Annotated in this window: 18 protein-coding genes; 5 read left to right on the top strand and 13 right to left on the bottom strand. The window is 59.8% G+C overall.

Annotation, left to right across the window (positions count from 1 at the left end; genetic code table 11):
- Positions 1 to 213: 213 nt before the first annotated feature.
- Positions 214 to 2,508, bottom strand: coding sequence for an FdhF/YdeP family oxidoreductase (locus ACIK7D_RS17620; protein WP_400156951.1), 2,295 nt, complete (start codon positions 2,506 to 2,508; stop codon positions 214 to 216).
- A gap of 412 nt (positions 2,509 to 2,920) precedes the next feature.
- Here ACIK7D_RS17620 and ACIK7D_RS17615 point away from each other — a divergent pair, with 412 nt between their 5' ends.
- The 4 genes from ACIK7D_RS17615 (at position 2,921) to ACIK7D_RS17600 (ending at position 5,033) form a co-directional block, all read left to right on the top strand.
- Positions 2,921 to 3,439, top strand: coding sequence for a Dps family protein (locus ACIK7D_RS17615; protein ID WP_137454816.1), 519 nt, complete (start codon positions 2,921 to 2,923; stop codon positions 3,437 to 3,439).
- 19 nt (positions 3,440 to 3,458) lie between these two features.
- Positions 3,459 to 4,439 (top strand): alpha/beta fold hydrolase, encoded by a 981-nt coding sequence (locus ACIK7D_RS17610; protein ID WP_137454817.1) that lies wholly within the window; start codon positions 3,459 to 3,461, stop codon positions 4,437 to 4,439.
- 68 nt (positions 4,440 to 4,507) lie between these two features.
- Positions 4,508 to 4,678: a hypothetical protein gene (locus ACIK7D_RS17605; RefSeq protein WP_400156950.1), complete on the top strand. Its 171-nt coding sequence runs from the start codon at positions 4,508 to 4,510 to the stop codon at positions 4,676 to 4,678.
- Between the two features lie 151 nt (positions 4,679 to 4,829).
- Positions 4,830 to 5,033: a hypothetical protein gene (locus ACIK7D_RS17600; protein ID WP_137454818.1), complete on the top strand. Its 204-nt coding sequence runs from the start codon at positions 4,830 to 4,832 to the stop codon at positions 5,031 to 5,033.
- A gap of 153 nt (positions 5,034 to 5,186) precedes the next feature.
- Here the strand turns inward: ACIK7D_RS17600 and ACIK7D_RS17595 are convergent, their stop codons facing one another.
- The 10 genes from ACIK7D_RS17595 to ACIK7D_RS17550 form a co-directional block, all read right to left on the bottom strand.
- On the bottom strand, positions 5,187 to 6,509 hold the full coding sequence (locus ACIK7D_RS17595; protein WP_400156949.1) for an epoxide hydrolase family protein: 1,323 nt from the start codon (positions 6,507 to 6,509) through the stop codon (positions 5,187 to 5,189).
- A 197-nt stretch (positions 6,510 to 6,706) separates the two neighbouring features.
- The gene (locus ACIK7D_RS17590) at positions 6,707 to 8,125 is read right to left on the bottom strand and encodes an aldehyde dehydrogenase family protein (protein ID WP_137454956.1); all 1,419 of its coding nucleotides are present in this window, start codon (positions 8,123 to 8,125) and stop codon (positions 6,707 to 6,709) included.
- A 309-nt stretch (positions 8,126 to 8,434) separates the two neighbouring features.
- Positions 8,435 to 8,851, bottom strand: coding sequence for an organic hydroperoxide resistance protein (locus ACIK7D_RS17585; RefSeq protein ID WP_060726459.1), 417 nt, complete (start codon positions 8,849 to 8,851; stop codon positions 8,435 to 8,437).
- 149 nt (positions 8,852 to 9,000) lie between these two features.
- Positions 9,001 to 10,317: an ATP-binding protein gene (locus ACIK7D_RS17580; protein WP_112154459.1), complete on the bottom strand. Its 1,317-nt coding sequence runs from the start codon at positions 10,315 to 10,317 to the stop codon at positions 9,001 to 9,003.
- Positions 10,314 to 11,054 (bottom strand): response regulator, encoded by a 741-nt coding sequence (locus tag ACIK7D_RS17575; RefSeq protein ID WP_026372362.1) that lies wholly within the window; start codon positions 11,052 to 11,054, stop codon positions 10,314 to 10,316. The genes ACIK7D_RS17580 and ACIK7D_RS17575 overlap by 4 nt, the downstream gene beginning before the upstream one ends.
- A gap of 94 nt (positions 11,055 to 11,148) precedes the next feature.
- Positions 11,149 to 12,195, bottom strand: coding sequence for an alpha/beta fold hydrolase (locus tag ACIK7D_RS17570; protein WP_137454821.1), 1,047 nt, complete (start codon positions 12,193 to 12,195; stop codon positions 11,149 to 11,151).
- Between the two features lie 201 nt (positions 12,196 to 12,396).
- A complete protein-coding gene (locus ACIK7D_RS17565; protein ID WP_137454822.1) occupies positions 12,397 to 13,155 on the bottom strand; it encodes an alpha/beta hydrolase in 759 nt (252 codons plus the stop codon).
- A gap of 44 nt (positions 13,156 to 13,199) precedes the next feature.
- Positions 13,200 to 14,945, bottom strand: coding sequence for a cytochrome c biogenesis protein DipZ (locus ACIK7D_RS17560; RefSeq protein WP_205910550.1), 1,746 nt, complete (start codon positions 14,943 to 14,945; stop codon positions 13,200 to 13,202).
- A gap of 180 nt (positions 14,946 to 15,125) precedes the next feature.
- Positions 15,126 to 15,635, bottom strand: a complete 510-nt coding sequence (locus ACIK7D_RS17555) for a cytochrome P460 family protein (protein ID WP_080820882.1) — start codon at positions 15,633 to 15,635, stop codon at positions 15,126 to 15,128.
- A 129-nt stretch (positions 15,636 to 15,764) separates the two neighbouring features.
- A complete protein-coding gene (locus ACIK7D_RS17550; protein WP_080820883.1) occupies positions 15,765 to 16,202 on the bottom strand; it encodes a hypothetical protein in 438 nt (145 codons plus the stop codon).
- 322 nt (positions 16,203 to 16,524) lie between these two features.
- Here ACIK7D_RS17550 and ACIK7D_RS17545 point away from each other — a divergent pair, with 322 nt between their 5' ends.
- Positions 16,525 to 17,613 (top strand): hypothetical protein, encoded by a 1,089-nt coding sequence (locus tag ACIK7D_RS17545; RefSeq protein WP_137454824.1) that lies wholly within the window; start codon positions 16,525 to 16,527, stop codon positions 17,611 to 17,613.
- 99 nt (positions 17,614 to 17,712) lie between these two features.
- Here the strand turns inward: ACIK7D_RS17545 and ACIK7D_RS17540 are convergent, their stop codons facing one another.
- On the bottom strand, positions 17,713 to 18,921 hold the full coding sequence (locus ACIK7D_RS17540; RefSeq protein ID WP_137454825.1) for an MFS transporter: 1,209 nt from the start codon (positions 18,919 to 18,921) through the stop codon (positions 17,713 to 17,715).
- A 196-nt stretch (positions 18,922 to 19,117) separates the two neighbouring features.
- On the bottom strand, positions 19,118 to 19,984 hold the full coding sequence (locus ACIK7D_RS17535) for an alpha/beta fold hydrolase (protein ID WP_400156948.1): 867 nt from the start codon (positions 19,982 to 19,984) through the stop codon (positions 19,118 to 19,120).
- Positions 19,985 to 20,136: the final 152 nt, after the last annotated feature.

The raw sequence follows: 20,136 nt of genomic DNA, 5'->3' as shown, positions 1-20,136 counted from the left end.
TTTTTTCAGCACAACCTGACCTATACATAGGTCTTGGTTGCCACCGTCGTCGAAACATCAGGATAGCGGTAAAACGGCACGGCGATATATCGAAAAATCCGCATATATGGCCGGTCTTCCACAGGCCATGCTGATGCGCGAGGTGACGTCCAACCCAAACGGTGGGAAAAGAGCGCGCAAAGACCGTTGCGTTGCGCGCCGGGCCTTCGGCCATCAGGCGGCTGCCGGACTCACCGTGATCGGGACACCCTTGTAGGAGGGCGTTCCGGAAAGGCGGTCATAATGGCCGAGCGCCACCACCGCATTCATCTCCGGATAATAGCCTGCGGCCGAACGCTTCGGGATATTGTATTCGACCGCGGTGAAACCCTGAACGAGGTGTCGGTCCTCATTTTCCGGGCCGATGCCGTGGATATCGATGCGATCACCATCCTTCAGGCCGCGCGCGGCAAGGTCGTGCCGGTTCATGAAGATAATGTCCCTTCGGCCGAAGACGCCGCGATAACGGTCATCCATGCCATAGATCGTCGTATTGTACTGATCGTGACTGCGGATCGTGGTCAGCACGAGTGCTTCCGGATTGGAGATGAGCGGGTCTTCCTCAAGTCCTGTGGCGACAAGGAAATTAGCCCTGCCGCTCTGCGTGTTCCAACGGCGGAAGGAGGCCGCGACATCAAGGCGAAAACCGCCTTTTACCCGAACCCGGCTGTTGAAATCCCTGAAATCTGGAAAGACCTCTTCGATCTTGTCACGGATTCGGTCGTAATCGGCAATCAGCCAGTCCCAATCAATTCCGTGACGGTTTCCGACGGTTGCCTTGGCGATGCCGGCGATGATGGCGGGCTCTGATCTCACCAGTTCCCCTGGTGGATTGAGGAAACCGCGAGAGGCATGCACCATCGACATCGAATCCTCGACTGTTACGGCCTGCGGTCCTGACGCCTGAGTATCCAGATCGGTGCGTCCAAGGCAAGGCAGGATCAGCGATGTCTTTGCTGTCAAAAGATGAGAGCGGTTGAGCTTCGTTGCGATATGAACGGCCAGATCGAGGTTGCGCATGCCCTCGAAGGTCGCGCCTGTATCCGACATGGCGACGGCGAGATTGCCGCCGAGGCAGATAAGTGCGCGGGATTTGCCGGCGATGATTGCCTCCACCGCTTCTATCGCGTTGTGACCCTTCTCCGCAGATGGGCGGAAACCGAAAGCGCGTTCCATGCCGTCCAACAGCGCCTTATTAGGGATTTCGGTAATGCCGACGGTACGGTCTCCCTGAACGTTGGAATGGCCGCGAATGGGCGCTATTCCCGCGCCGGGGCGACCCATATTTCCACGCAGCAGCAGGAGATTGGCGATCTGCTGTACGTTGCTGGTACCCTTGGCGTGCTGGGTTATACCCATGCCGTAACAGATGATGACGTTAGAAGCGTTCACATAAATCCTCGCAACACTCTCTATAGCCTCCTTCGTCAGCCCGCTGACTGAGCAGATCATATCCCAGGACGTCGCGTCGATATCGGCGCGAAGCGCGTCGAGGCCTGCGGTATGTTCATCGATGAAAGCCCGGTCGAGTACGCCCCCGCGGTCCGCCTGAAGGCTCTCCGCATCGAGTTCGAACACCGCCTTCATAATGCCCTTGGGGGCGGCGAGATCGCCTCCGGTGCGAAGCTGGTGATAGGCGGAGGCGATCGGCGTCGAAGAGAGCGTCGCCATCTCGATCGGGTCCTGCGGCGCGGCGAACCGTTCGAGCGCGCGTTCCTTCAGCGGATTGAACACGACGATCGGCACGCCGCGTTTTGCGGCATTCTGCAGAGTCGTCATCATGCGGGGATGGTTGGTGCCGGGATTGTGGCCGAAGCTGAAGATCGCATCGGCATGATCGAAATCCTCCAGCGTCACCGTGCCTTTGCCGACACCGATGGATTTCGGAAGGCCGACGCTGGTGGCTTCATGGCACATGTTGGAACAGTCAGGGAAATTGTTTGTCCCGTACGCGCGCACGAAAAGCTGGTAGAGAAACGCAGCCTCATTGGATGCCCGGCCGGACGTGTAGAACTCAGCCTTGTCGGGGTCGTCAAGCTTGTTGAGTTCCCGTGCGATCAGGCGGAAGGCATCGTCCCAGGCGATCGGTTCATAGCGATCCTTCTCGGAATTGTAATGCAGGGGAAGGGTTAGCCGGCCGGCATCCTCAAGCTTGTGATCGGTCCATTGCCACAGTTCGGAAACCGTATGCTGCGCGAAAAATTCGGGTCCGGATCGTTTCGCCGTCGATTCCCAGGTGATTGCCTTGGCGCCGTTTTCGCAGAACTCGAACGATGAGGTGTGTTTGGGGTCGGGCCAGGCGCAGCCGGGACAGTCGAAACCTTCGGGCTTATTGGCCTTGAGGAGCGTCATCGTGCCCTGTGCGACGATCTGCTGATGCGCGAGCGTTTTCGCGACAGCTTTCAACGCATCCCAGCCGCCAGCGGGATGATCGTATTTTTCAATACCTTCCGGCCGCTCTTCTGCCATGTCGGAGTTCCTTCGATTTTGCAGATTGACGATTGTCGTGCCCGCTGACGCTAGCGCAACTGCGGATGGGTAAACATCATACTCAGGCATAGGTTGCCTGCTTCCTGGAGGGCGGAACGAAAAAGGCCGCCTCCTGCGGCGGGGGCGGCCTTGGCGGATCGGGAGGAGATCCGCGGCTCCGGGAGAGGGGACACCGGAGTTCATGGCTTCTGCGAGCCAATCGCCCTGGGGCGGGGCGACAGGCAAAAACTATCCCGGGTGAGAACCCGCCGAAACTACACTTAGGTATCGGGTGGACTGTACCACCAGCCGATTTCTCCCGAGCCATTCTTCTTTCTATCCTCGGTGCCGATCAGACAGCCGCAACAGGGGCGCTCAACATCGGGCGGTCGATTGCAAAAGGAGAACGATCATGGACATGACCACAGTTGCCAGCAACCGCAAGCTTCCACTCGCAACGCCGATTGACCTCGGTGCCGAAGCGAGCCGCGACATCGCCGCCGCATTGACCGCCCTGCTGGCGGATGTCTTCACGCTCTACATCAAGACCAAGAATTTCCACTGGCATGTTTCCGGCCCGCATTTTCGTGATTATCACATGCTGCTGGACGAACAGGGAGCGCAGATATTCGCGATGACCGACGACATTGCTGAAAGGGCGCGCAAGGTCGGCGGCACCACCATCCGTTCCATCGGTCATATCGGCCGCCTCCAGCGTCTCCTTGATAATGATGCCGACTTCGTCACGCCGGAGGACATGCTCGCCGAACTGCGCGAGGACAACAAGCAGTTGACCGCCATCCTGCGACAAACGCACAACCTCACCTCCGACCTCAACGATCACGCCACCACCAGCCTGATCGAAAACTGGATCGACGAGACCGAGCGCCGCACATGGTTCCTGTTCGAAACCACCCGTCGCTCCCGCTGAAGCCAGGCCGGAAACCGACATGACCGACGATCCAATCGCGCTGGCGCTTTCGAGACGACGTCTTCTGCTGGCCGGTGCCGCGCTTTCCGCTGCGATGGCAGTGCCATTAACAGCCTTTTCAAAATCCACCCCATCCCGCAACGAAGGAGCATTTCCAATGACCGAATCATTCGTAAAGACCAAGGACGGCGTCGATATTTATTTCAAGGATTGGGGTTCGAAGGATGCCCAGCCGATCATGTTCCATCACGGCTGGCCGCTATCCTCCGATGACTGGGATGCGCAGATGCTGTTCTTCGTAAACAACGGTTACCGCGTCGTCGCCCATGACCGTCGCGGCCACGGCCGTTCCCAGCAGGTGAGCGACGGTCACGACATGGATCATTATGCCGCCGATGCATCCGCCGTTGCCGAACACCTCGATCTCAGGAACGCTGTTCATATCGGACACTCGACTGGCGGTGGTGAGGTCGCGCGTTACGTCGCAAAATTCGGCGAACCGCAGGGCCGTGTCGCCAAGGCCGTTCTCGTCTCCGCCGTTCCGCCACTGATGCTGAAGACGCCTTCCAATCCCGGCGGTCTGCCGATCGAAGTCTTCGACAGCTTCCGCAAGGGTGTGGCCGAAAACCGCGCCCAGTTCTTCCTCGACGTGCCGACCGGTCCGTTTTACGGCTTCAATCGTCCGGATGCCAAAGTCTTTCCCGGTGTTATCCAGAACTGGTGGCGTCAGGGTATGATGGGCAGCGCCAAGGCCCATTACGACGGCGTCAAGGCCTTCTCAGAAACCGATCAGACGGAAGACCTGAAGGCGATCACGGTGCCGACGCTCGTTCTCCACGGCGATGACGACCAGGTCGTGCCGATCGCAGATTCTGCCGAATTGTCGGTCAAATTGCTGAAGAATGGCACGCTGAAGGTGTATAAGGGATATCCGCACGGCATGCTGACAACTCATGCCGACATCATCAATCCGGATCTGCTGGCCTTCGTGAAGAGCTGATCACCGGTAAAGGGTCGCCGCCGGAAAAAGCGGATGGCTACCAATTTCCCGCGCGGAAGGAGATTCCGATGCCGTTCAAACCATCTTATGAAGACCTTGCCCTTCGTGACGGCATCGCCAGCCTGCCCGAGATGGAGGATATCCAACTGGAGCTTCCTCTGTCGCAGCAGGCGGAGACGGAAAAGCGCGTCGATGCGAAGCCGGATCCTTCGAACAACGAAATGAAATTTCAGGTCTGATCGATGTGATTGCCGTCCTCGACCGTAGCTTATTGTATCAGCAACCAGACAGGCTACATCGTGGTACCGTTTTCGGTTTCGATGGAAAACTCTCGACACAACGCTTCTCCATCAAGTGGCGCAATATCGTTATTCATGATGGAGATTCGAGATGAGCAACGCAGTGTCGCTTCTGTCGATCCGCAGGGTTTTGAATGAGTTCTGCGCAGAGAACCGCCTGCCGATTGGCTGCTCGATAGCCGTCGACGCCGCAAAATACCTGATCGGGATCGCCTCCACGGACGCCGTGTCCGGATCAATGCTGCGGTCTGCGCTGGATCAGTGGATGGCGGAACGTGTCGCGGTTGCGGCCTGAAATCTCCTGGCATCTGATGCGGAAAAAGCCGTTTCTCGACTGGCGTCGAGCGACGGCTTTTTGGGTGCAGAAACGCCCAAGCTTTAAATCGGACAGCAATACGAGGATGTGGCGAAGCGCGGTCCGGGAACCGCGCTTCCAGAATGACGTCTCTCAGCGCAGTTTTCTGAAGGCGTCACGAAGCTCGCTCGAGAAAATCCCGGGCTGCTCCCAGGCGGCGAAATGTCCGCCATGATCGACCTGATGATAATAGGTCAGCGATGGATAGGCCTGCCTGCTCCAGCTCTCCGGCGCTTGGTAGATTTCCTTCGGGAAGATGGTGATGCCGACTGGGATCTTGATGTCCTTGGTCTTTTGGGCGTCCGCGCTGAAGTTGTTGTTGTTGTTTTCCCAATAGAAGCGCGCGCCGGACGCGCCGCTGTTGGTCAACCAGTAGAGAGTGATGTCGTTGAGCATTTCATCCCTGGAAAGCACGCTTTCGGGCTCGCCATTGCTGTCGCTCCATTGCGCGAATTTCTCGTAGATGAAAGATGCAAGACCGACAGGTGAATCCGACAAGGAATAACCGATCGTCTGCGGTCTTGTGACCATCATTGCGCCATAGGCAGCGTTGCTGCCGAAAAACTCCTTGAGCGAGTCATAGGCATTTCGTTCCGGCGCAGACAAGTCCGCAGGGGCTGGATCACCGCTGTTGATGCCTTTCATGAGCGCGTCGGGAACGGTGGCCGGCATATTGAGATGGATACCGAGCAGACCCTTTGGCGCCTGCCGGGCAAGCGCATCGGAAATGACCGAACCATGATCGCCGCCCTGGGAAACATAGCGCGTGTAGCCGAGGCGCTTCACAAGGGTGTCCCAGGCCCGCGCAACACGGTCCGGTCCCCAGCCCAGATCGGTCGGATGGCCTGAAAAACCGTAGCCGGGGATGGAGGGGATGATCACGTCGAACGCGTCTTCGGCTTTGCCGCCATAAGCGGTCGGGTCCGTCAACGGGGCGATGACTTTTGTGAACTCGAAGATTGAACCCGGCCAGCCGTGGGTGAGGATGACAGGCAGGGCGTTGGGATGGCGTGAGCGGACATGAATGAAGTGTATGTCGACGCCGTCGATCCTGGTGATGAACTGCGGCAAGGCGTTGAGTTCCTTCTCGGCGTTTCGCCAGTCATAGTCGCTGCCCCAGTATCGGACGAGATCCTGAACCCGCGCCAGCTGGATACCCTGGGAAATATCGCCAACGGTTTCCTTATCCGGCCAGCGCGCATTCCTGATCCTCGCCTTGAGGTCGTCAATCTGCGACTGATCGACATGAACCTGGAACGGCCGAATGCTGTTGTCGGCAGAGGCGGTTTCGGATTGGGGTGGTTTGACAGTCTCAACCGCCAAAGCAGGGGCGAAGGCCATCAACACGGCCATTGCAGACCCAAGGACAATCGCGGTGTTGTGTCCGCCTTTTGCAGGGTGAAGGACGTCGGTCATATTTCTCTCCATATCGGTGTGTTACGCGACCATTTCGCGTCCGAAACAGGTAGATGTTGATCGTATCCCGGCTGTTTCTTTCGACCTGCTGTTGCGTCACCAAACGTCGGTTTTCACACGGCTGACACTTCTGGATACAAAGTCGGCCTGAAGCAGAACGGAGAGTGCGCCGGGACCGGCGCTGCAGACTTCTCGCGTTACGGGGTGAGAACGGCTCGCGGTTCGAGCATGCCGTCGAGACCGAAGGCACCAATCTCCCTGCCGATACCGGATTGCCTGAAACCGCCGAAGGGCGCGCGAGGATCATGCGGGGCGCCGTTTATGACGACGCGGCCGGCCATCAGCCTCTCGGCGATGCGTTCGGCACGTCTGAGGTCGGATCCAAGCACATAGGCTTGCAATCCGTAGTCGCTATCATTGGCGATTTTGACGGCCTCATCTTCGTCCTCATACGCGAGAAGACACAGGACGGGACCAAAGATTTCTTGACGGGCGATGCGCATTTCGTTGGTGACATCTGCGAAGATTGTCGGGCGGGCGAACCATCCTTTTTCAATCCCGGCCGGTCGTCCGGTTCCGCCTGTCAGCAGGGTTGCTCCTTCTTCGACACCAAGCCGGATGTAAGTCTGGATCCTCTCCCACTGGGCAAGGCTGGCGAGAGGGCCTACCCGAACCTCCGGATCACGGGGATCGCCAACTTTGAATTTTTCAGCCGCCATTCTCAACCGCTCGGCAATCTCGGGGAGACGGGACCTCGGAGCCAGGATGCGGGTACCGGCGACGCAGGCCTGGCCGCTGTTTGCAAAGCCCGACATCAGGGCGACAGGTATAGCCTTGTCGAGGTCGGCATCCGGCAGGATAATGGTGGGTGCTTTGCCTCCCAGCTCCAGAACCACCCTTTTCATGCCGTCGATCGCCGCACGCTGAATGATCTTTGCCGCCTGGGTGGAACCGGTGAAACTGACGGTCGCCACGTCGGGATCCTGCGTCAGCGCCGCACCGACCACCGGACCCGTGCCGTTGACAATGTTGAAAACCCCTGCCGGCAGGCCGGCCCGATGCAGCCTTCGCACGAGAATATCCGTCTGAAACGCACTCTGCTCGGCCGGTTTGATAACGAGGGACGAGCCTGAACCGATTGCATGCGCAAGCTTGGTGGCGATAAAACCGAAATTGCTGTTCCAGGGCGTGATGGCGGCGAGAACGCCGCGCGGCAGCATCCTGACCTTGCTTTTGCCCACGACCCGGTCAAAGTCGTAGTTCGCCACGGTCTCAGCCATAACATCAAAAATCGACGCTGCGTTTTGAACGGAGAAAGCCGTGAAATAAGCGGGTGCGCCGTATTCTTCGGTCATGACCTGCGTGAGCTCATCCGGTCGCTCTTCGATCGTATCGCGCAGGCTGCGCAGCATATCGATACGCTGCGCCTTGGTGGATGTTGCCATGGCGGGAAAAGCCCGTTTCGCGGCTGCCACTGCGGTCCTTGCATCATCAGCATTGCCAAGCCGGACATCGCCGATTTTTTCTTCCGTTGCCGGATTGAAAAGGTCCAGCCGTTCATTGCCGTCTGGCACCACAAATTTACCGTCGACATAGATGTGTTCAATTGATCGCATTGATCTGGCCTCGTTTAAGATGGTTGGAAATCCGGCTCGTCTGGCCGCCGCGGAACGCGCTGGAGGCGCGCCGCATGGGTCCAAGCAGGCTTCATTGAGTTGATCAGAGGGATGGCAGGAAGAAGTGGAAACGCGAAAACGGCTGCGGCGGGCGCCGAGCCGTTCCCTTGTGGTCACATCGATGAGACCGCGCCCAGAAGTCCAGCAACCGGCGAGGGCTCGTCGGATGTTGCATCATATACGCACGGTGCTGCGAATATCGCCGCAAACACGATGGCGATGACAAGCGCACGGGCGGAGACAATCGGCTTAAGCGAGCTTGAGCGTAACATCGATGTTTCCCCTGGTTGCCTTCGAATAGGGGCAGATCTGATGGGCATCCTCGATGATGGCCTGTGCTACGGGACGATCGATCCCGGGCAGGCTTACCGACAGGCGAGCCTGCAGGAAGAACTCGCCGCCCGTCGTGCCGAGGTCGACTTCCGCATCGACGGCGGTGTCGGCGGGAAGCCGGAGCTGGCGTTTCGCCGCCGCCTTTGTCATGGCGCCGATAAAACATGCCGACCAGCCGGCCGCAAAAAGCTGTTCGGGATTCGTGCCCGGCTTTCCGCTGCCCGGAGGCGAGAGCTTGATGCCCAGCGCGCCATCATCGCTTTGCGCCGATCCGTCACGCCCGCCGGTCGTGTGGGTCTTGCCGGTATAAAGAACAGTCTCGATCTTGGTCATGGGAGGCTCCTTTCATTTGCCGCTGCTGCGGCGTTTCGTGATAGGAGCTTTGTGATGGATCAGCGTATCCGGCATGTTTCCGGAAACTGCGAAACTGTATCGAAAAGTATCGGCGCTTTGTCACTGGTTATCGTCGACCCGTTTCCCTCTCAGGGAAAAGCCACCTCGGCCGCAAGCCCGCCGCCCTGCCTGTTATAGAGGCGAACCGAGCCGCCGATCGTTCCGGCGAGTTGCTGCGCGATCGCCAGTCCGAGACCCGTTCCGCCCGTATCGCGGTTTCTCGATGTTTCGATCCGGAAGAAGGGCTGCATGGCATTTTGCAGCATCTCGTCCGGGATGCCCGGCCCCCGATCGAGCACCGTGATGACCACGGTGCCTTCACCACGCCGGTCCACTTTAATCTCGGCGCTGCCGGCGAATTTGAGGGCGTTATCTATGAAGTTCGTCAGGATTCTTCGCAATGCATGTGGCTTTGTCGACGCGGTGCCGCGCACCATGCCGGCAACTGTTACGGCTTTTCCGGTATCCTGATAGTCGTAGGCAATGCTGTCGATGAAAGAGGCCAGATCGATACGGGAGGATTTCTCGCCATTGCCGTGAGCGCTGCGTGCGTAAGCGATCCCATCCTGCACCAGGCGTTCGATTTCACGCAGGTCACTGACCAGCTTTTCCTTTTCCGGCGTATCGTCTGCCATATCGGCCCGCAATCGCATCCGGGTGATGGGCGTCTGCAGGTCGTGCGAGATCGCCGCAAGAATCTGGACGCGCTCCTCGAGATATTGCGCGACGCGATCGCGCATGGCGTTGAAGGCGCGGGCGGCGTGAGCAACTTCGCTTGGGCCGCTCTCACTCATCGGCAACCCCTTTTCCCCCGGATCCAGCGCTTCGGCTGCCGCAGCAAGCGCGCTGAGGGGTCTGGTCGTCTGTCGCACTGCAAACCAGGTGCAGAGGAGGAGAAGCGCCATCTGCGCGGCGAAGACATAAGGCAGCCATTCCGCCAGGGGCATCACGCCGCGCGGTGTCACGTCGATCGTCAGGGGCGAGCCGTCCGAAAGCGTCAGGTGTGCCTGAAGCCGCTTGCCGTCGCCGGGAATGGACTCGACCCTGACGGGAAAACGGTGTCCCGCGGCTTCCTCGATTCTCTGCGCAATTTCAGCGCCGCGGCCGGTCATGTCGGAAACACCGGGAAGACCGGGGCCGAGGACGAGTTGATAATTGCTGCGGCTCAGGCGATGGACCCATTGCGCCCGCTCTTCCGCAGGCAGCCGGTCGATGATGGCGATCGATACCGCCAGATCCTGCTCCAGAGTGCCGAGCATGACCGCCTTTGCCGACATATATCGTTCGGCAAAAAGGATGCTGAACGACAGGCCGTAGGCGATGGCGAGGCCGGCAAAAAGGATGATAAAAAGTCTGGACCGCAATGAGCGCGGCCACCAGCCGGCGAGCAGGCGCGGGCCGTTCATATCCTCGGCTCCGAAATCTCCACGGGCACCGCAAAGACATAACCCTCCGCCCGTACCGTCTTGATGTAAATGGGTTCGCGCGCGTCATCCCCCAGGCGCTGACGCACGCGGCTCACGAGAAGATCGATCGACCGGTCGAAAAGCTCGGCATCGCGTCCCTGGGTGAGATTTAACAGCTGGTCACGGTTGAGGACGCGCTGGGGATGATCGATGAAGACCCTGAGAAGCCGGTATTCAGCCCCGCTCAAGGCAACGGTCGTGCCCTCCCTGTCGAGCAGGTGACGGCCCACCGTGTCGAGGCGCCAGTCACCAAAGGTCAGGAGCTGCCCGGCCTCGCTGATCTGCAGATTGGGAGGCAGCATCCGCGTGCGGCGCAGGATGGCCTTGATCCGCGCAAGAAGCTCACGGGCAGCGAAGGGCTTCGACAGATAGTCGTCGGCTCCCATTTCGAGCCCGATAATGCGATCCATCTCGTCATCGCGGGCGGTCAGCATCAAGACCGGCGTGGCTTTGTGTTTCCCCGCTCGCAGCTCACGGCATAGGACCAGCCCGTCATCGCCAGGCATCATCACGTCGAGCACGATGAGATCGACGGTATTGCCGTCGAGAAAACTTCTCATCTGCCGTCCATCGGCCGCCACGCTCGTGCGCAGGCCGTTCTTCTTCAGGTAGCTGGAGACCAACTCCCGGATTTCCCTGTCGTCGTCTACGACGAGAATATGGTCGATATGTTCCATTGGATGCCTTCGTCGTCCGGACGGTTAGAGTGGCCCGCTACCGCGTTCCCTGCGTCACATGCAGTAAGACAACGGTTCGCGGGCTTCGGCAAGTTTAAAGCTTTGCGACGTCCAGAACAGCCTTGGCAAAAGCCTCGGGCGCTTCCTGCGGCAGGTTGTGGCCGATGCCGCCGCTGATGTTGCGGTGCTGGTACTTGCCGGAAAACTTCGATGCGTAGGCGGAAGGATCCGGATGCGGCGCGCCGTTGGCGTCGCCTTCCAGCGTTATCGTCGGCGCGGTGATGACGGGAAGTTTCGCAAGCTGGCGCTCGTAATTATCGTACTTGGCTTCTCCGTCGGCCAGTCCCAGCCGCCAGCGGTAGTTATGGATAGTGATGGCCACATGGTCGGGATTGTCGAATGCGGGGGCCGAACGATTGAAGGTCTCGTCGCTGAATTTCCAGGTCGGAGATGCCGTCTGCCAGATCAGGCGCACGAAGTCGCGGGTGTTGGCGGCATAGCCTGCACGGCCGCGTTCCGTCGCGAAATAGAACTGATACCACCAGGAGAGTTCCGCCTTGGGGGGAAGCGGCTTCCTGTTGATCTCCTGGCTGCCGATAAGGTAGCCGCTGACCGATACGAGCCCGGTGCAACGTTCGGGCCAGAGCGCTGCCATGATGTCGGCGGTGCGAGCGCCCCAGTCATAACCGGCAACGACCGCCTGCTTCACGCTGAGCGCGTCGAGAAAGGCGATCATGTCGACCGCAAGCGCCGCCTGCTGTCCGTTGCGTGCGGTGTCGTCCGAGAGAAAACGGGTCGTGCCATATCCGCGCAGATAGGGGATGAGTACCCGATATCCAGCCGATGCAAGGGTGGGTGCGACATCGACATAGCTGTAGATGTCATAAGGCCATCCGTGCAGCAGCAGCACGACCGGGCCGTCTGCGGGGCCGGCTTCTGCATAACCGACGCTGAGTACGCCCGCTTCAACCTGCTTCAGGGCGCCAAAGGAGGTGGCGCCGTCGCGTCCGGTTGACGGCTGAGGCGAAGGCGCTTCGCCCTTGGCATGAGCAAGGCCTGCGGCCCCGAGTTCGACGGCGGCAACTGTCATTGCGGCAATGCCGAAGAAGCGGCGGCGCTGGAAATTGATCTGGGAATTCATTGCTGTCTCTCCTGTCCATGTTGGATGCGGGCAGGTAACGCGGTGCGTGTATCCTCGATGTGTCCCAAGGGGGACGAATGTGAATGGTTTTGTAGCAAGGGGCATTCCGGATACAGACTGATACATTCGGTCCGTCCTCCTTACGCAATCAGCCGCCCCGGTGTCTGGGGCGGCTGTGTTGGATTTCGAGGCGGGCGCGGTTTATTTCGCGGATTGCCGGGCGGCCTGTTCGATGACGTCTGCCACCTTTTCGGGCTGGGAGGCAAAGACCGCATGGCTTGCCGCAATCTCGGTCACCGCACTGCCGGCGCGCTTGGCCATGTCGCGCTCGAGATCGGGGTTGATCGAGCGGTCCTGCGTTGCGACAATCGACCAGCTTTTCTTGGTTTTCCAGGCTGGTTCGCCGGCCTTGGCGGCAAAGGCGGCCTTGGCGGCGAAGACCTGACTTCTTGCCATGAAGGCCGCGTCCTCACGCGGCAGATCGCCGGCGAAATCTTGTCCAAAGACGGCGGGATCGAGATAAAGGAACGCGCCATCCTTTGTCGGCTTGATGCCGTTGCCAGCCGGCGGTTTCGAGCCGGCGAGGTCGAGAAGGCTCTCTCCCTTCTCCGGCTGGAAGGCGGCGACGTAGACTAGCCCGGCCACATCCGGCCGGTTACCGGCTTCCGAGATCACCATCCCGCTGTAGCTGTGCCCGACGAGCAGGCTCGGCCCCTGCTGGAGATCGAGAACACGGGTGGTGGCCGCCACGTCATCGGCAAGAGAGGTGATGGGCTCCTGCACGATCGTGACGTTGAAACCACGGCTTTCAAGGATGTCTGTCGCCCTGCGCCAGGCCGAACCATCGGCCAGCGCGCCATGGACGATGACGATATTCTTCACCTCTGCCGCCTGTGCGGCAAAAGCGATCAGTGCGGTTGCGACGGCAAGCGCGAATTTTGGCATGAGACGATGGTGCATCATATTTCTCCTTTGGTTTTGATGGGAACGGGAGGAAATCCGGGTCAGCCGAAAGTGAAGGCATAGGCCTGCACGCCGGGCTCGAGGAAGCGGATGGTAAAGGTTCTCGCTTCGACGGCGCCGGACTGGCGGACGAGCTGGTAAAGGCGGGTTGAGGTGACGACGCCATTGCCCTCGGCATCCGTATCAGCGCCATGATCCGCACCCGGCGGATGCCCGTCGATGGTGACCTGGAAACGAACCGGTTTTCCGGCTGCATCCGGCCCAAGAACCAGATGCAGGTCACGGGCGTTGAAGCGATAGGTGATGCCGCCTTCAGCCGCATCGAGCGTCGCCGCCTCCGCGCCAACCGTCCAGGCGCCGGAAAGTCCCCATTCGTTGAGGGAGGGCGTCGTAACGGAATAGTCGCGCGGTGCGTCTGCACGCATCGGCTCGTTCGATGCGAAGCTTCGAGCCTGCCGATAGCCTATATAGGTTTCGCCAGACAGCATGTGCCCGATATCCGCACCGGCTTCGGCTCCCGTCGCCTCTGGGGCCACCGGTGCGCTGGCGGAGGCGCTGCTGCCGGCCTCGCGCAGCAGGTCCTGGATCGCCTCTTCGGTCTGCCGGTAGTTGCCCTCGCCGAAATGGTGGTAGCGGATCTGGCCATTGGCATCGATCAGGTAATGCGCCGGCCAATAGCTGTTATCGAAGGCGCGCCAGATCCTGTAGTCGTTGTCGATTGCCACGGGGTAGTCGATCTTGAAGCCGGTGACGGCCTGGCGGACATTGTCGATCTTCTTTTCAAAGGCGAATTCGGGGGCGTGAACGCCGATGACGACGAGGCCCTGATCCCGGTATTTGTCCGCCCAGGCCCGCACATAGGGAATGGTGCGGATGCAGTTGATGCAGGAATAGGTCCAGAAGTCGATGAGGACAACCTTGCCACGCAATTGCTCGCGCGTGAGCGGCGGGGAATTGAGCCACTCGACGGCGCCGTCGAGGGATGGGGCCTTGCCCTCAACCGGCAGTTCCGACCGGGCCGCAGCAGCGCTGACGCCCGCCGCCGCCACTTCAGGCGCTTTGGCAGTGTGGAGCCCGTCGAGCACCTGCTGTTCGAAGGATGCCGTGCTCGCATAGGAAATCTGCGACAGGAAACCCGTATCCAGCCCGAGCGCGATGACCACGACGCCGGAAAGCACCGCCGCGCCAAGAGCCTGGCGGATCCGCTCGCTGAAACCCAAAGACCGCTTCATGGCCGCAAATACCCTGCCGCCGACGAGGATGGCGACGGCAAGGGAGGTCGCGGCCCCGGCGGCGTAAGCGGCAAGCAGCAGGCTGGTTTCCAGATTGGCCCCCTTCAGGGCCGCACCCGTCAGCACAAGCCCGAGGATCGGTCCGGCGCAGGGTGCCCATAAAAGGCCGGTGGCGATGCCGAGTAACAGTGAACCCGCGACCGTCGGCATTGCCCCGGGCTTGCCGGCGGCATTGGCAAGCCGGTTGCCGAGTTCGACGACCGGGCGCGTGATGATGCTGGCCGCACGGGGCGAGACCAGTCCCACGCCGAAGACCGCAAGCAGCGCAAGAGCCGCGAGCCGGCCATATTCATTGGCGCTGATTGCCCAGCTGCCGCCCACCGCGGCCAGTGTCGCGACGGCACAAAAGGTCGCCGCCATTCCCGCGAGCAGGGGCAGCGCGCTGCGCAAAAACGGTTGCCCAGCCCGCGCAAAAACGAAGGGAAGAATAGGCAGGATACAGGGGCTGAGAATTGTCAGCGCCCCTCCAAGATAGGCAATGACCAGAAACGTCATCATCTTTTCCTTTCAGGCAGGAGTTCGGGGCTCGGTCGGCGAAGGCGACCCGGCGATGGCGCCAATTTCCCGGCCTCACGTATCCCTGATGTGTCGGGGGTTCGGTGAATTTGTATTCGAGTGTAAAAGCCGCCTCAGGCGCACGGCCGCAAAAGCCAAACCGCATGCCTCCGTCATTCGTCACGGCGCATAGCGCGTGAAGACGAAATCATGATCTTTAACGTTGCCCTCGTGGCAGGAGAGACAGGTCTCATGCTGGACGGCGTCCACCGGCTTGCCGTTGACAAACCGCCCGAAGCCCCAGCCGTGGCTGCCGGCATATTTCTTGGAGTCTTTCACCATCACCTGCACCGTGGTTGCCGCTCCCGGCACCGTGGCCGGCGGAAACTCAGCAGATTGCTGACGCTTATAGGCAAGTTTCACCAGTATCGAGCCGTCAGGAAAGGGCAGGTTTCCGCTCTTATAGGCATTGACGGCGATATCATTTGCCAAAACAGCGCGAAGCTCGTCCAACGGAGGCGCTTCCAGCGCGGGCGCGATGAACTTCCAGTCACGATATCCTTTGGGAAGCGTGACACCGTAGATGGGAGAGGCAAGTCCGGGCGGCGTGTCCGCTGAGCTCGAATAAACGGTTCCAAAACCTGCTGCCGCAACCGATAGGGCGACGGCGAAGAAAATCTGCCTCTTCATGGGAAATCCTGCCTGATCCGAAATAGATCAGGCAATGATCTGCCCTGCAGGTATCCGGCATGTTTCCTGAAACCCGCATTTATGTATCAAATCGTAGCGCTGCGCAGTGCCCTCGAAGGCATGTCACGCTCAAAGGTCGGCGAGCACGCCCACGTCATCGTCTTTTGGAGCCTCCATCGCGACCCTTATTGCTTTCTGGATCTCGTCCTCGATGGCCTTTCTTTCGTCGGGCGGCATGGCGGCAAGGTCGCCTTCGGACAATCCCCGCGCCTCCAGATATTGCGCCCGGATTTTCTCGCCAAGGCTCATATTGGCCCAGCGGCTGAGCTCGTCCTCATCCGAGCCTGTGCCGCCGTTCTCAAGCGGCGTCTCTTCTACTCCGCCCTCTTGCCCCCGTAGCGACCAGAGTGCGTTGGCAAGATTGGAGGAAAGCGAAGGCGCGGTGCTCCCGCCGATCAACGATGCCGACCGTTCGGGTGTGGGATTGGGCACGGCCTGGGAAACGTCCTGCGGCCGCGCGCGTGGATAAAGCAGAGCGGCATGGCCAATTCGATCGATTGCAGACATTGTATATCTCCTTCGGTCGCAATCTGGTTCGGTTGGCTTGCCTCTGGCTGATCATCCTCGTTGTCTGCGTTGAGAAGACATATAATTGCCGGGCGCGGGCACATTTCTCCCGTCACCCCTCTTTCCGACATTTTGTGAAACTTATTGGAGCGCGGCGAGTTTGGTGAGAGAGCAATCAGCTCGCATGTCTCACTGCATAAAATCGCCGCTACGCGGAGGATTGATCGTCCATTCGGAGGAGATACCGCATGAATTCCATCATCTATCTAGTTGGACTCGTCGTCGTTGTCCTGTTCATTCTCTCATTGCTGGGGCTACGCTAATGGTTGATCCAACGGGTATCGAAACGAATCCGAACCGCAGCTATGTGGACTGGCCAGCGATTTTCGCCGGTGCCGTCATCTCCTCGGGCGCCATGGCAGTCCTCACCGCATTCGCGGGCGGCCTAGGCCTGAGTTCGATCTCGGCCGACGATGGCGGCGAGATCAGCACAGTCTGGCTCATCATAACCGCGCTCTTCGTTATTATTTCTATGGTCGGCTCCTACATGCTGGGTGGCTATATTGCCGGCCGGATGCGTCGGCCTGCCGGCGCTGCCGATAGGAACGAACTGACGGTCCGCGATGGTGTGAATGGCCTGGTCGTATGGGGTCTCGGGACGGTCGTCTCGGCATTTCTCGCGCTCGGCGTGCTGTCCGGTGGCGCCAAAGCTGTTGGCACCGTGGCGCAGACCGCCGTCGAGGCCACGGGTTCCGCAGTCGGCGGCGCCGTTCAAGGGGCTGGCCAAATAGCGGGCGGCATCATTTCCGGCGCTGGCAGTGCGGCCGGTGGTCTGGCGCAAGGAGCCGGTCAGGCTGCAGCACCCAGCATTGAGCAGATGCTTCCGCAGGGCCTGAGAACTAACCCGATCGACTATTTCACGGATACGCTTCTGAGGACCGATACGCCCGCCACCCCTCTGACGGGTGAACAGAGCGCCGGTGACTATCAGCGCCAGATTAGCGGCATCCTCGGCAATCTGATGGCAACAGGCGAGATATCTGATGCCGACAAAACATGGCTCGCCAATCAGGTCGCTGCCCGCACAAACATCAGCCAGACCGATGCGCAAACGCGCGTGAACCAGACGGTCCAGCGTGTGCAGGCCGTCAGGGCGGAAGCGCAGAAGAAGGTCGATGAAGCGCAGAAGCAGGTCGAGACCGTGAAGGCTGAGGCGCAGAAGGCATTGGACGATGCCAAGACCAAGGCTGCGGATGCCGCAGAAAAAGCACGCGTCGCGGGTATTCTGACAGCGTTCCTGCTGGCCGCTTCCGCGCTCGTTTCCGCTGCGGCTGCCTATATCGGCGCAGTAGACGGCGGTCGCCACAGAGATGAAGGCCGCATCTGGGGTGGGCTAGCCTACCGCAAGTAACCAGAGCGACTGCAAGAAAATCGGCTCTTCAAAAGAGTCCTGCCCGGACCACATTCCGGGCAGGACTTACGTTTTAGGCATCTGGCGTCACAGAGAGGGTCAATCGCGACGCTGCAGCAAGGCCAGAGCGACAGTGGATGCAGCCAGTATCGCGGTCAGCGCCAGCGGTGCGGTCGCACCGTAGGAGTCGACGATGTAGCCGCCGAAAACCGCACCGATGCTGATAGCCACCTGAAAGGAAACGACCATCAGGCTGCCTGCTGCCTCCAGAGCATCGGGAGCGCCGCGCGAAAGATTGGTCGGCAGCACGACCGGCCCCATGCCGAATGCAAGGCCCCAAAGTGCGACGAGAGCAAAAGCCGCACTCGTATGAGCGCCCCAGATAACGAGGGCGATCGTCGCAAATGCCATCACCGCGGCAGTGACGATGAGAGCAACACGGATACTGGCGTCAGCCATCCGGCCGCCGACGACATTGCCGATCACGGAGGCAACGCCAAAGCCGAGCAGGGCGAGTGCAATCGGCGTGGTGTCAAGAAGCGTGACCTTTTCGAGGAAGGGACGCACATAGACCGAGCCTGCAAAATGCCCCGTCATCAGCAACAGGATGGCAAGCATACCGAGCTGAACGCTGCGGCGTCGCGTCAATCCAAGGACATCGGAAAGACTGTTGCTTGTACTTGCCGGCAGCGACGGCAGGCTGAGTATCTGAAGCAGCATGGCAACTATGGCAAGTCCGGCCGTCATCGACATGGCGATGCGCCATCCCAGCCAGTCGCTGATCAGGGCGCCCATCGAAGGAGCTGCAATGGTGGCAAGCGAAACGCCGAGGGTAACGATAGCCATGCCGCGCCCGGTTGAATTTGCGCCGACGAGCCGCGCCACAACGGCCACCGACAGCGCCCAGAAACCGCTGAGTGCAATACCCAGCCCGGCCCGGCCCAACAGCAATAGCCAGAAATCGGCGGCAACCGATGCCAGAATGTTGGAGGCGATCGCCAGCGCGCTAAGACCGACAAGCACTGTCTTGCGGTTCAGCTTGCCGATCATAACATTGCTCAACAGAGCCGTCACCGCGCCTACGGAGGCGGTGGCGGTGACGACCTGCCCGGCTGTGCCTTCGGTGATGCCAAGATCGCGCGCCATGGGCGTCAACAGGCCCGCTGGCAGGAACTCGGCCGATACCAGCGCGAAGCTGGTGGCCGCCATGGAAAGAACGGCGAACCAGGTCGCAGCCGTCCATGCGGGTTCTTCTGTGGTTTCCAGGGGGATAGCTACCCCATCAAACTGCGATGTTGTGTCCGTCATGACGTCTCTCCTTGAGTTGAGAGAGTTTTAGACGGTTTTTCCCGGATGATATGTATCTAAAAATCCGAATTTCATGCCTATTCCTCCGAAATTTGTGCATCGCACAACATTTGATCACGCAATTGGCATGAGGCGAATGCCATTGCGCACCGGCGCAGACGTGTCTGAATGATGGCACGATGAAAGCGGGGTCCCGTCAGTGGCGGATGCGATCAAGGAAGCTCCTGATCAGGGGGATGACGTCCTCCAGATTTGTCTCCAGGAGCCAGTGTCCTCCGTCCAGCAAATGAAGCTCGGCATCCGGCAGATCGCGGAGATAGGCGCGGGCGGAGCGCTCGGGCATGTAATGATCCTGCGGTCCCCAGATGATGACGGTCGGCGGCCGACAGCTTTGCAGGTAGCGGCGGTGGATCGGAAACCAGTCGCGATTTGCCTTCAGGTCGGAAAGTAGTTCTGCGGCGATATCCTTCCTCCTTTCGGTCACAAGGCTCCAGTGCAATTGCCAGAGGTCAGGAGGAATGAGTGCGGTAAGCTCGGGGCGGACATTATTCAGAAACTCGTCACGAAAATTCTCTTCGGTGACGGCATCGCGAAATGCGGCGCGCATCCGGTCTGCAGGCAGCGACCAGAACTTTTCGATATCGGCATATTTCGGGCCAAGCGCGTCTTCATAGGGAATATCGCCATTCTGGATGATCTGTCCCACGATGCGGTCCGGCTTCATGATGGCAAGCCTTGCGCCGATGGGAGAGCCAAAGTCGTGCAGGTAGAGAACAAAACGGTCGAGACCCAGGGCTTCAACAAAGGCATTGAGCCAGACGGCATAACCGTCAAAGCTATAGGAATAGGTTTCGGGATTGCCGCTATAGCCGAATCCCGGAAAATCCGGTGCGATCAGTCGCCATCTGTCGGCCAATCTGGGCATGAGGTTTCGGAACTCGAAGGATGAGCAGGGATAGCCGTGCGGCAGCAGAATGACCGGCGCATCCTGCGAGCCAGCGTCCCTGTAGAAAGTCTCTATTCCGGCAACGGAGATTTTGCGATGTGTGACGCGCGTGTCCATTGAACTGCTCCCTCAGGGATAAGAGTGCAGAGCGGGACGAATGGTTCCCTTATCCGTGCGTGGGCCGAACGTCTTCAGTCCTCAATCTCAGCAAAATGCGACTGTTGTTCGCCACACGGCTCGGCTAAAACCTTTAAAAAAAACGGACTTGT

The sequence above is a fragment of the Agrobacterium sp. P15N1-A genome, from assembly GCF_044626815.1.
In the GTDB taxonomy this organism is placed as follows: domain Bacteria; phylum Pseudomonadota; class Alphaproteobacteria; order Rhizobiales; family Rhizobiaceae; genus Agrobacterium; species Agrobacterium leguminum.
The sequence above is the reverse complement of the archived record's forward strand: the minus strand, read 5'-3'. Positions and strand labels throughout refer to the sequence as shown.